Raw genomic sequence first — 13,348 nt, 5'->3', positions numbered from 1 at the left:
TAGATTCCGCAGTCCTTGTGTCCGGTCTATTTCCGGAAACCTTCAGTGATTAGCGAGTTCCAATCCCTAGCTCTTCCCGCTTAGATTGGTGGGGGGAGCATTTTAGTCCCTTCATCAGCAGGTTCGGATAGATCGCTCTGTTTTCGAAGATGTTGTATCCCCTTCCATGCAACTACTCCAAGCGTCAGGCCAGCCGCGCCCCCAGCTATGATGGGCCACATGGGTGCAGAAACTAGTCCCAGTGATAATGCGGCCGCTCCAAGCCCACTCGAACCCAATACCGTTACCGAACCAGCAGCCAGGGAACTTCCTATTGCAGCACCGGCTAACGCTGTCGCGCTCCCGGTTGCATATGCAGATGGGCTTTCCGCTGCCTCTTTTACAAGATCTTGCAGATCGTCCCACGTGGCAGCAACCGCTTCGGACGCTTGAGGAACTAGACTAATCATTCCTTCTCTAAACCTTGAAGCTGATGACAATACCCGCTCATCGTTTACAACTCTACGTGCCCCATCGATAATTAACGCTACACCTACCGCGACAATTGCTCCCTCAAGCAACAAGTCCCCGAATCCATTGGGCGCGTTGAGTAGAGCGTCAACCTTGTTCCCTAACAAGTAGCCAAAGCTGCCCAGAATTGCCGCTCCTCCCCCAACGATTACCATTGCAGGGACGCAGGTGACACCGGCAACCATTCCGACACCTCCGACGAACACGCCTTTCAGCAGCGTCATGGCAAGAGTCGCTGAGCCGACGGCTCCGATTCCAAGCCCCGTCAAACCGCTTATGTCTGCTAATTGGCTCCCTGCCAGGTCCCGACCTAGCACAACTTGGCCATTTATCACTCCCCATGAAACTATCGCAGCACCAAGTGCTATCTCTGCAACTCCTACCTCTGCTTGATGTTGTGCAGCCCATTTTTTGCAGCGATCAAGCGCTCGCTCGAGCGCGGCCCGATCAGCTGCGTGCAGCAAAATTTCACTCATCTCTTCTCCAAAAGGGTCAACACGCCGCAGGTATCTGCAGTAGATCATTCATTGAAATCGGGGCAGAGTGTGATATTTAAATTCCGAAAGCCTTCAGGCTGGCATCGAGCAGCACTTCCAAAGGATTATGCTTCTGCCCATCCTGGCGCGCATTGCGCGGCACTTCCTCGTACAGGTAGTAGGCATTCTGTCCAGTGAACTTATCGTGGAAAAGCGACTGCTTGCCTCTCAGGTAAGGAACAAACGGGTCAGCGCGAACGGTACAATAAACAGCATTGGCGCTGAAACCCAAGGTCGCATTCTGGCTAATCGTTCGGCCGGTGGAGGCGCTTTCCAGCCGCACGCCACGACAGCCCTTGACGATGAGCGTAGCTGGTCCTTCAAAGGCGAGGTAACGCAGCTGGAACGTTAGCCATGCATGGAGGGTTCCCAAGCGCCAGTGGCTGCGAATCTTCGGGCGCTGCCCAGTCTTGTACATCATTCCGACGAGCCCCCGTGGCTGGAGCACAACGGCATCGCCCGGAGCAATCTCCAAAAGGGCGACTTCATCAAGTGCGTCGGTGGTGGACGACACCACGATATCAGCACTTTGTGTGGTGCTAAGTCGCTTCAACACCCATAAGTGCGCAGCGATGCTTGTGAGCCAATGGTGCCAGTCGAATAGCAACTTCGTCGTGGTGTTTACTCCTGTGGGCTGACTTTGGCTGTAGTCCGGACGGATGAGTATTTCATGATCAGGAGCCAACGTCATCGTCTGCGACACTGCAGAGATAACCGAGCCTTCACGAACTGAGCGTTGGTTTGAAAACGTTAAAGTGGTGGTCCCCTGCTTCGTATCAATCACAATCGGAGGCCTGCGTGCAGCAAGCGGCGCCAGAACGAAATAGAAGAGTGTACGAATAGCTACCGGAACAAGCCACCAGCCGATCAGTATAGCCAGAGCAATCGGGAGTACTGGACGCACGGCTTGGTACGCCTGCCAGAGGTGGCTCTGTGCCGCCAAGCGCTCGGACTCGAGAACTCGGTCGCGCAGAGGAGCGATAGCTTCTGCAAGCTGATGTTCATTGACCTTAAATGGCTTCAGCCTTACGGGCGACGATATTCGGGTCAGAATTGCCTTCTGCGCGAGATAGTCCTTGTGTACCCGGCTATTCGCAGCTTTGCCGGCCTCAACGTCCTTTTTCAGCTTCTCTACTTGCTCGTACCACTTCGTGAAGGGGATCTTTACCAGCACACCTAAATCCGCTTGAGTTTTGGTCAGTTGTTGCTCCCTACTTTGGAGAGTTTCGTATATTCTCACATGTGCCAGGCGGAGTTTCTCAAGCTGTGCATGCGCCGCCCGGCGGTTGCTTAGTACGACAGCGTGTGCGCGCAACGTACTCAGATAAGCCCTTGTTTGATGCCGCAGTTCGATTTCGACTCTACGTATAGTCTCCTGCCGCAACTCTTCCACTATCCAATCAGCACCCTTCAATGCGCCAGAGGATAGGGATACGTTATTCCGTTTGCGTTGCAAATGGGCGATTTCATTGTCGAGATCGTAAATTTCTACATCAAGACGCTGAACGGTCGCTTCAGACAGCAGCTCAACCCGGCGGGACATTTCTAGCGACAGTGCCAACCGACGACTGCTCACGTCTGCTTGAGCGGTCAGCAGCGCTGGCAGTTCGATGACGGTACTCTGAATGTGCGTCCATTCGCTTCTAATGAATTTTCCTGATAAAAGAATGAGCACAATTGAAGTAAATAAAAGCAGGTTGCGTCGAACGATCTGGAACGTAACGGAAAGAAAATGACCCACTTGAAAATCCTTGTGTCGGTGGTTCGATTCCGCCCGGGGCCATCAAGAACATACCTCGCACAACGCCAATCCATCGTGATTGGCGTTATCGTTTCTGGACTTCGCAGGCCTTGGCGCCTGCGAATGTCCACTTCGCTCATCCATAAATACAGCACCGCAAGCTCATGTGTCCAGGCCGGGGCAGGTCAACGAAGCATCGTCCGCGAAACAACCGTGAGGGAAGTATTGCGCAAGACGGGTGAGACATTCACGCAGCGGATAGAAGGGAGAATTCTGTGCGAGAGCCTGATTCATCAATGCGAGCGAATCATTGGTTTGACAAGCGTCCAGTCCGATCTGCACGGATTGCCGATAATCGCCACGGCCTGTCTGTACCGCGCGTCGGGGCCAGCAGGCAGCCGATGACTGCGTGATTCTCCACAGACGCCACAACGACCAATCCGATGCAATCCCAAACAAGGATGAACAACATGTCTCGCCCCTCCTTTATTGCTGCATGGGCAGCTTCGCAGCGAATTTATGACCCCGTCAATTCGGGCGCCAGGGTAGCAAAGGTGATAGGAGGAAATGTTGAGAAGAATATTAATAATTTTACGAATGCACAGCGTTGGAATAACACCTGCGCCGTGCGGATGAGTTATATCCTTGGCGAGGCAGGCCTGATGATTCCGAACATCCATGAACAGACAGTATCCGGGGCGGACGGGCGAAAATACTTTTTCCGTGTACGGGATCTGATTGGTTTTTTGAAGCAGCAATGGGGCAAAGCTGAGGTTGTGAAATATCCTGCTTCCGGCGGCGGCACGTTGGTTGGCAAGAAAGGTGTCATCCTGTTTGAGGTATCTGGCTGGTCGGATGCGCAGGGGCATGCCACCCTTTTCAACGGCCAATCCTGCTATGACCACTGTTATTTCAATGAGCCGGAAGCAAAATATCGCACGGACCGTGCGAACTTCTGGGGCTTGCGATGAAGTCGATCCCGTTGTGCCTGGCGCTTGTGACCTCCACATTGCTGTCATTCACAGTCCACGCCTCCGATCAAACCGTCATTTCTCCACAGGCTGGCGCCCGCACCTATGCGCAAAATTACAAGGACATGGTGCTGGCAACCTGTATGACACAGGCATACCGGAATGACACGGGTGCGGCCACTGATGCTGGAAGCAGTGCCAGCGCCTTGCGTGATTGGACCTACTTCGATATGGAGAATAGTCCCGATGCGGTCGAGTCGCTGGTGAACCGCTATCTGGCGCGGGACTACTCCCATCCGCTCGTCGAATCGGAGATCAAAGGAGTCAGATTCGATTTCCTGAAGTGCATGGACCTGTACCATAGCAAAGCGCTGGAAGACCTGGTCAAGCGGTTGGTCATGCACCCGAAGCGTACTTACAGGCAGGAAAACCCCTCGCGGGCAAGGGCTCCCGGCGCAGCCGCCAAGTAACAACTGGCTGGCTACGAGCACCCTCATACCAAGGTCAAGTGCGTGCGTTATCGAGGCGACGCTGGCCGCAAAGGTCCTTACCGCCTAGACTAGGCCAAGCGGGCTTTCTGGCATCCGCGATCCTTGTGTCCGGTCCAGGAAATAATTTCCCTGACCAGTTCCCAAGGGAAACAATTATGCTATCGTGAAATTTCAATGTCACCCCATCGCGCGACCGTCAACCTGTCGCAGCGGCGATGTTCGTTGGAGAATCGTCATGAGCGAGTTATCGTCTTTTTTTCAAGCAGTAAAATTGCCCGTCATTTCAGAGGTCGCCCACGCATTGATCAAAACCCTCGATGACGAGGATGCGTCGGCCACCCAAATCAGCGCGATCATTGCACGCGACCCCGCCCTCACCGCCAAGCTGATGCGCCTGGCCAATAGCGCCCGCTTCGGCGTCGCGCGTGGTGTCACGTCACTGGACGATGCCATCGCCATGGCGGGCGTTGGGCATGTGCGCACCCTGGCCCTGGCGGCCTGCTTCGCCGAAACCTTCCCGGACCTTCCGGGCCTCGACAGCGACGAGTTCTGGAAAAGCAGCATGGCCTGCGCCGGCTACGCTAAATGGCTGGCCGTCTGCCTGGGCGACGATGGCCAGGATGCCTGGCTCGCAGGCATGATGATGCGGCTTGGCGAACTGCTGATCTACCAGGCGGCGCCGGCAACGTTTGCCGAGATCGAGGAGCAGCCCCACCTGCCGGGCGGACGGTGGGAACGCGAAACGCGACTGCTGGGCTTTTCGGAGGGGCACATTACCGCCGAACTTTGTCGTCGCTGGAATTTCCCAGTCGTCATCGTGAACGCATTACAAAGCGCATCCGATCCAATGGCCGCCCACCCGTTCAGCAAACTCGGTGCCATCATCCACCTGGCCAGCCTGTTGGCCGACACACCGAGCGACGATCCGGCCATTCTCGAGAGCTTGCCGCAGGACGTCGTCACCGCTTTGCAGCTGAACCGCGAGTGGATGCACAAAAAGTTTCCATCCCACGCTTCCTTCTCGGCCGCGCCATGACTCGCCTGGGCGGTGGAGCGCGCTGTCTCCGGACCAGGCCGTCACGCCTGGTCTGGCAAATCGATAGTGGGGATACAGCGCCGCGCGAAAATTGAAAATCCTTGTGTCGGTGGTTCGATTCCACCCCGGGCCACCAAGAATATCGTTCACGCAACGCCAACCATCACTGGTTGGCGTTTTTGCTTGTGGGGCTCGTAGTCCTCGTATCCGCCCATGTAGATAAGCGAAACAAACTGCAGCGGTCAGCGATGTCTCGACCGAATCGTTCGACTGTCCATTTCCATCAGCTTCGTTGCACAAGTCGTCTACGGCGCGATTTGCGCAAGCTGAAAGCAAGTGTACAACTGCGAAACGATATCGGTCTTCAGTCGACGCATCTACATCGGCTTGGGAATCCACCGCCGTGCAGTCGATTTAAGGCACGTCGTAACGCTTCGTCCAGATGTACGGGCTAGGAATGCAGTTGCGGGCCGTGCCGACTCGTGCGTCGGGTTGATGCCGACAAAGCCGCGAATGGCCTGGCTGTCGTAAATCGAATCCTTGATGCATTCGCCGACCGCGTTTGTCACCGTTCAGGTAGCACCGCAGCACCGCCGCCACTGGCAGCGGCCATGGTGTAACAATCTCGATCTGGCCCGTAAGCGGGCGCGGGGAATCTATTTCTTCTCGGTGGGAAACTCGGCTTGAAGATCACATTTCGCCTATTGGTAATTCGCCTGGAATTGAAAGAATGCAATAAATTCTGTTTCTCGCAGATATTTCATCATGGTGTGCAAATACGCTACAAATGAAGAAATAATTACAACAATTTATGCATTTATCGTACTATGTATTTACAGACAAACGACCTCTTCAGTGCTTTATGTTTCTCCAACTAAATAAAATATCTTTTTAAAAAGATGTAGCCAAAATTAGGGGTGGGGAATGGATAAGTCTTTAGACAGGGCTATGTTCGTGCCTGAGAAAACCGAACTATCTACTCCAAGAAACAAAACCGGGCATTCTTGGATCGCTGTGGTAAACGTCTTCGCAGCCAGCTGTAGAACAATTCGATTCGCAGTGCCTGCAATTCCTCTGACAGTTTCTTCTGTTTATCTTTTCATGGCCGTGGGAGCGTTGTTTACTCCGGGGCTTGAAAAGTACGCCCTGCTATTCGTCTGGCGAAAATGCCTTCGCCGGATAAGCAATACTGACGTTGGGCTCTTGTGCTACTCCGCGCTTGCAAAGTCCGGAATCGCTCAGCTATTTCAATTCCTCGCCACTGATAGCAAGCTGTTGCCTCGCACGTCGCTTATTCGACATGTTACGGCACAGGGTCGACCTTCACGATACAAATTCAGTCTCCAACACCGATATCGCAAGCCCTATTGGGACGCAATGCCATTGAAGTGCCGAATAGAGCGATGTTGGTAATCTCGTCGGGCCTTGAACAGGCAGGTGGCAAGCATTGGCAACCGTAGCTGATTCCTCCAGCTATTAAATCGCCGCACGCTCCGCTTGGCGCCTTGCATCTTATCCACTGCACTTCCCGCTAGCCGATTAGACCGGTGACGGCCTCGTCATGCCTGTTTTGCGCAATCTGTGCGAAGCAGGAGATGTGCGACTGCACACCGTATATCTGATATGGAAGCATGGCTTTTTTACCAGAAACATCAATCAGTGTGACGCTGCTTTCAAAAGGCCGCGAACCAACTCCTGAAAGTGAGTATTCAAATGACGACGTCAAATTCGCAATATGGCTTCAACGTTACGTTTGATGACCTGAATTTCATCCTGAAACAGATCAAGATCGCTGAAGCGAGCGTTAACCCGGCTACCGGCAACATGCAGAACCTGCCGGCGCTGGTCGGGAGTGCGCTGCTCCCGTACGGCTTGCGTACGGTCGATGGCTCATGGAATAACCTGCTGCCAGGGATGGAACGTTCGGGCGCGGCTGATGAAATCATGCCACGCCTGGTGCCTGCCGAATTCATGTCCGCCGAGGGCAAGCCACAGTACTTCTACGGACCGCAGGACACGCAAGCCGGTCCGGTCACGAGTTATGCGCAGACCATGCCGGGAAACGTGGTCTTCGACTCCACGCCACGCATGATCAGCAATCTGATCGTCGACCAGAGTAACCGTAATCCGGCGGCCGTGGCGGCGGCAGATCAGCGGGCGGACGAGAGCACCTACCCCGGACAAAATACGGTGGTGACTGACAACGGCACGCTGTACATTCCGAACCTTTCCCCCGACATCGGCCTGTCGCCGCCGTTCACCGGCGTCATGGCCCTGTTCGGCCAGTTCTTCGACCACGGGCTGGACCTGATTTCAAAAGGCGGCGGCACGATCTTCGTCCCGCTTGATCCACAGGATCCGCTCTACGTGCAAGGAGGACACGCCAATTTCATGGTCCTGTCGCGGGCGGCGAACACGTCGTTGCCCGGTCCCGATGGGGTGCTGGGCACCGACGACGACACGGTTGGCCATACCAATACGACGACACCGTTCATCGACCAGAACCAGACCTACACCTCGCATCCGTCGCACCAGGTGTTTCTGCGTGAATATTCGATGATCGATGGAAATCCTGTTTCGACCGGCAAACTGCTGACGGGGGCGTTCGGCGGGGGCAACTGGGGCGAAGTCAAGGCCCAGGCTGCTGCCAAGCTTGGCATCCAGTTGACCGATGACGATGTGTTCAACGTACCGCTGCTGGCAACTGACCCCTACGGCAACTTCCTGCCCGGACCCAATGGTTTTGTCCAGATCGCGACCGCCAGCGGCCTAGTGGAGGGCGATCCGGCGGCAAATGGTGGACGCGGTATAGCAATTCCGCAAGACACCATCCGTACTGGGCACCAATTCCTGATCGATGTGGCCCACTCTTCGGCACCGGGTACCTATGATCACGATCACGATCCGGGTACGCCAGAACTGAAGCTCTTGCCGGACCTGGACACGATAGTTGGCAGTGCCAGCGCTGTTGCGCCGCCCGGCTACTATGACGATGAACTGCTGGACCGCCACTTTTCCAACGGCGATGGCCGCGGCAACGAAAACATCGGCCTCACCGCCATTCATGCGGTCTTCCACTCCGAGCACAACCGTCTGGTAGACCAGTACAAGCAGACGATCCTCGCTAGCGGCGACCTGACAATGCTCAACGAGTGGCTGGCCGTGGACGTATCCTCCATGCCGGTGACCCCGACGGCGCTCGCATCGCTGCAGTGGGATGGCGAACGCCTGTTTCAGGCAGGGCGTTTCGTCAACGAGATGCAATATCAACACATGGTTTTCGAGGAATTCGCGCGCGCAGTACAGCCGAGTATCGAGCCGTTCGTGTTCTCGCACTCGGCCGACATCAACCCGGCGATCATGGAAGAGTTTGCGAATGTGGTCTACCGCTTCGGTCACTCGATGCTCACCGAAACCGTGTCCCGGCTCGATGGCGATCTCAACAATAAGGACATTGGCCTGATCCAGGCTTTTCTTAATCCAGTCGAATTCAACCGCGCAGGCGGCGAGGCTGGTGAAGCTACAGCAATCGCTGACATTATCCGCGGCATGTCGCGCCAGGTTGGCAACGAAATCGACGAGTTCGTCACTGGAGCGCTGCGCAATAACCTGGTCGGGCTTCCACTCGACCTGGCCGCGCTGAACATCGCACGCGGACGCGATAGCGGGGAACCCAGCTTCAACGAAGCGCGCGCCGCATTCTTCGAGATGAGCGGCGACGCCCAGCTCAAGCCCTATACCAGCTGGGCCGACCTCGCTCCGCACCTAAAGAATCCTGCGTCTATTATTAACTTTATCGCCTCGTACGGCACGCACGAGACAATTACCAACGAAACTACCCTGGCCGGCAAGCGTGCGGCGGCAACACTGCTGGTGATGAACGACATCAACATCACTGGAGATTCGGAAAAGGAGAATGCGCCTGCCGACCGGCTCGACTTTCTGAATGGCACCGGCTCGTGGAAAAACGTTGAAACCGGCCTGAACGATGTCGACTTCTGGATCGGCGGGCTGGCCGAAGCCAAACTCGAATTCGGCGGCATGCTCGCCCCGACGTTCAACTTCGTGTTTGAAGCGCAGATGGAAAATCTGCAGAATGGCGACCGTTTCTATTACCTGAGCCGGACCCAGGGCCTCAACCTTCTGAATGAACTCGAGAGCAACCTGTTTTCCAAAATAGTGATGCGCAACAGCGACCTGGGCGATGCGGACAGCACGACACATCTCCCTGGGCTGCTGTTCAGCACGCCAAGCTATATCCTGGAAATGGACCAGGCCAACCAACGCACCGGAATTGCAGTGCAAGGCAGCACCATCCTGAACGGCGATCCGACCCGCAATAACGAAGTCCTAAATGCAATCAACTCGCTCGTCACACGGGTAAGCCCGGGCGCCGATGTGAATGGCGACGGTCATGCCGACGGCGGCGTACTGGCCTATGCCTACGATGGTCCGGACCACGTCGTGCTGGGTGGTACAGCGGGCAACGATACGCTGATGGGCGGCCGCGGTATGGATACCTTATGGGGTGACGGCGGCAACGACCACCTGGATGGCGGCGACGAAGCCGATCAGGTACATGGCGGCGACGGCGACGACATCATCGAAGACCACGGCACGCCTGCAGGCGCGGCTGACTTCCTGCGCGGCGACGCTGGTAACGACGTCATCAGCAATGGTGCCGGCAACGACATCGTCTTTGGCGGCACCGGGCAGGACTTCTTCATCGTCGGCCCCGACTTTACTGAAATATTCGCCGGCGAAGGCAATGATTTCCTGCTCGGCGGCCCCGGTTCCGACGGCCTGATGGGCAATGAGGGCGACGACTGGATCGAAGGTGGCGAGGGCTTCGATGGCCTGTCGGGCGAGAACTCCCAGCTGTTCTTCAACAGCGACATTATCGGCCACGATGTGCTGAATGGACAGGGAAACGACACCGACTATGACGGCGAGTCGGGCAATGACATCATGGTGCAGGGACCCGGCATTCAGCGCAGCAACGGCATGCTCGGTTTCGACTGGGCCATCCACAAGGGCGACCCCGTCGGCGCCAACTCGGACCTTGGTATTGCCGTCTTCTTCGAACAGGACCAGTTCATCCTGCGCGACCGTTTCGACTCGGTCGAGGCGTTGTCCGGCTGGAAGTATGACGACGTGCTGACCGGTACGATCCGGCCGACCGGCACGGCCGGTGAGCCAGGCGGCATCCTGAACGGCCCATTATCGGACAGCAAGCTATTGCAAAAAGACGTGGCGATGATTGCAGGGCTCCAGCAGCTCCTTGGCGTGGCGGCGGTGGACAATGGCGAAGCGGTGGTGTTCGATCCGGTCAACGGAGGGGATATCCTGATTGGGGGCAACGGCAACGACCGTTTCATTGGCAAGGCTGGTGACGACCTGATCGATGGCGATGCCTGGCTGAATGTGCGGGTCAGCGTACGCAGCGCAACCGATCCCGACGTCGAAATCCGGTCGGTCGACAGTATCAGCGAGCTCAAGACGGACATGTTGAACGGGACGATCAACCCGGGCCAGCTCCGGATCATCCGGGAAATCATCACTGACCCGGCGGCCAAGAGCGATACCGACACGGCCGTTTATTCGGACCTTTATTCCAATTACGACCTGAGCCGCAACGCCGACGGCACCTGGACTGTTGCCCACCTCCGCGGCACCCAGGCCGATGGTACGGACAAGATCCGCAATGTCGAACTGCTGCAGTTCACCGATCATCTTGTCAACCTGACCGGCGAGCCGAAGATCAGCGATAGCACGCCGCTCGAAGGCCAGGTGCTGACTGCGCTGCCGGGAGAAATTGCGCTGTTCAGTGGCATTCTCGAATCGGCCATCAGGTTCCAGTGGCAGAGCGCGAGCACGGGCGACTATACGAATATCGCTGGTGCCACATTGCCCACGTTCACGCCAGCGCAGGCGCATGTGGGCATGAGCTTGCGCGTCGTCGCCACATTCACCGACGCGGCAGGCATTGCGCGCACCGTGATTTCGGCGCCGACCAAGGGCGTCGGCGACCTGGTCATCGGCACCAACCTTGGCGAGACGCTGAGCGGCACGGTTAACAATGACCGCCTTGTGGGCCTCAACGGGAACGATACGCTCAATGGTGGTGCCGGCGCCGACGAGATGATAGGCGGAGCGAACAACGACGCTTACACGGTCGACAACACGGGCGATGTCGTCACTGAACTGGATGGTGGAGGCACCGACATCATCCATACGACGCTGACCAATTACGCGCTTGATGAACTCGGCAACGTCGAACATCTCATGTTCATCGGTGGTGGCAACTTTACCGGCCAGGGTACATCAAAGGCCAACACGCTGACTGGCGGCGCCGGCAACGACATGCTCGACGGCGGCGCAGGTATAGACCGGCTGGTTGGCGGCGTCGGCAATGACACCTATACCCTCTCGGATCTGGGCGACATCATCGTCGAAGGGACTGGTGCTGGCAACGATACCGTCAATGCCAGCGTGGCGACTTACACGTTGGCGAACAATGTCGAAATCCTGCGCTACACCGGCACTGGCAATTTCAACGGCACCGGCAACACAGGTGCCAACCTGATCGTGGCCGGCGACGGCGATGACATCCTCGACGGCGGCGCCGGCAACGACGAACTGCGCAGCGGGGCTGGCAATGACAAGCTCACCGGCGGTATTGGCGACGATATCTTGTTCGGCGGCACAGGCGACGACGTGCATGATGGCGGCACGGGCGCCGACCGCATGACTGGCAGCAATGGTGACGATACCTATGTGGTCAACGACGTGGGCGACGCCATTGTCGAGCTGCTCGGCGAGGGTGACGATACCGTCCGCACCACGCTGGCGAATTATGTGCTCGGCGACGACCTGGAAAATCTTCTTTACACCGGCAGCCAGGTGTTCAGGGGGACCGGCAATGCACTAAGCAACCGGATCACAGGTGCGGGGGCTGCGGATTTCCTGGATGGCGGGGCCGGGATTGACAGCATGACCGGCGGCAGCGGTAACGATACCTACACTGTCGACGAGTCGCTCGACGCCGTGGTGGAACTGCTCAACGGCGGCACCGACCTGATCAGAACCACCCTCACCAGCTATGCGCTGTTCGACCACGTCGAGAACCTGACCTACACCGGCAACCTTGCCTTCCTGGGCGATGGCAACGGCCTTGTCAATATTATTATCGGAAGCACCGGCGCGGATACCCTCGACGGCAAGGGTGGCGCTGACCAGCTGATGGGCGGCGCAGGCAACGACATCTATATCGTCGACGAGACCGCAGACGTGATCGTGGAGGCGGCTGGCGCAGGCCTGGATACCGTCAGGTCGACCGCGCTGGCGTACACGCTGGCCAACAATGTCGACTACCTCACCTTTACCGGTACCGGCAACTTCACCGGCACCGGCAACAACCAGGCCAACCAGATCACCGGCGGTGACGGCGATGACGTGCTGGACGGCGGCGCCGGCGCCGATACCCTTACTGGTGGCAAGGGCAACGACGCCTATAAGGTCAATCAAACGTCGGACGTGATCGTGGAAGTGACTGGCGAAGGCACTGACACGGTCCAGTCGACGGCGACGAGTTATACGCTCGGTGCCAACCTCGAGGACCTGCTGCATTCCGGCGCTGCTGCAACACTGGTAGGCAATGAACTCGGCAATACCATCATCGGGGGCAGCCTCAACGACATTCTCCGTGGCATGGATGGCAACGATCGTCTTGACGGTGGCGCTGGTAACGATGTTCTTCAAGGGGGGAACGGTTCTGATGCATTCGCGTTCAGTGTGTACGCGTTTGGCGCTGACACGATATCCGGATTCGATGCCAATCCGAACGGCGGCCAGGACCGGATCGATCTTGTTGCACTCGGTATCACAGAGGCTAATTTCACGTCAAAAGTGCAACTTACGCTGGTAGACAACAACACCAGCATACAAATCCAGATCGTTGGAGGTGGCTCGATCTTGCTTCAGGGCCTTGGGGATCTTTCTTCAGTGACCATGGCCGACTTCGTACTGGCTGTCTAAAGGCGTCTTGTTGTAGCTGTAAGCGA

At 56.9% G+C, this 13,348-nt stretch carries 6 protein-coding genes, 1 tRNA gene and 1 pseudogene; 5 read left to right on the top strand and 3 right to left on the bottom strand.

Going from position 1 to position 13,348, the window contains the following annotated elements; genetic code table 11:
* Positions 1-80 precede the first annotated feature (80 nt).
* Together AC56LW_RS17295 and AC56LW_RS17290 are read right to left on the bottom strand one after the other, a co-directional pair.
* A complete protein-coding gene (locus tag AC56LW_RS17295) occupies positions 81-986 on the bottom strand; it encodes a hypothetical protein (RefSeq protein ID WP_499636339.1) in 906 nt (301 codons plus the stop codon).
* A gap of 76 nt (positions 987-1,062) precedes the next feature.
* Complete coding sequence (locus AC56LW_RS17290; RefSeq protein ID WP_499636337.1) at positions 1,063-2,787, bottom strand: hypothetical protein; 1,725 nt, start codon at positions 2,785-2,787, stop codon at positions 1,063-1,065.
* 470 nt (positions 2,788-3,257) lie between these two features.
* Here AC56LW_RS17290 and AC56LW_RS17285 point away from each other — a divergent pair, with 470 nt between their 5' ends.
* The 4 genes from AC56LW_RS17285 (at position 3,258) to AC56LW_RS17270 (ending at position 5,421) form a co-directional block, all read left to right on the top strand.
* Positions 3,258-3,758: a type VI secretion system amidase effector protein Tae4 gene (locus tag AC56LW_RS17285; protein ID WP_499636336.1), complete on the top strand. Its 501-nt coding sequence runs from the start codon at positions 3,258-3,260 to the stop codon at positions 3,756-3,758.
* Positions 3,755-4,228 carry a type VI secretion system amidase immunity protein Tai4 gene (locus AC56LW_RS17280; RefSeq protein WP_499636334.1) on the top strand — a complete coding sequence of 158 codons (474 nt, stop codon included), beginning with the start codon at positions 3,755-3,757 and terminating at the stop codon, positions 4,226-4,228. The genes AC56LW_RS17285 and AC56LW_RS17280 overlap by 4 nt, the downstream gene beginning before the upstream one ends.
* Positions 4,229-4,484: 256 nt before the next feature.
* Complete coding sequence (locus tag AC56LW_RS17275; RefSeq protein ID WP_499636332.1) at positions 4,485-5,285, top strand: HDOD domain-containing protein; 801 nt, start codon at positions 4,485-4,487, stop codon at positions 5,283-5,285.
* Positions 5,286-5,293: 8 nt separating this feature from the next.
* Positions 5,294-5,421: transfer RNA gene (locus AC56LW_RS17270), tRNA-Ala, on the top strand.
* Between the two features lie 316 nt (positions 5,422-5,737).
* Here AC56LW_RS17270 and AC56LW_RS17265 read toward each other — a convergent pair.
* A pseudogene (locus tag AC56LW_RS17265) lies at positions 5,738-5,836 on the bottom strand (IS5/IS1182 family transposase); the annotation flags it as partial.
* A gap of 1,162 nt (positions 5,837-6,998) precedes the next feature.
* On the opposite strand from AC56LW_RS17265, the gene AC56LW_RS17260 reads away from it, so the two are divergent.
* Entirely contained in the window at positions 6,999-13,322 is a 6,324-nt protein-coding gene (locus AC56LW_RS17260) for a peroxidase family protein (RefSeq protein ID WP_499636330.1), read from the top strand.
* Positions 13,323-13,348 lie beyond the last annotated feature (26 nt).

The sequence above is a fragment of the Telluria sp. LT2P80 genome, from assembly GCF_059685955.1.
This window is presented reverse-complemented; position numbering and strand designations above follow the sequence as displayed.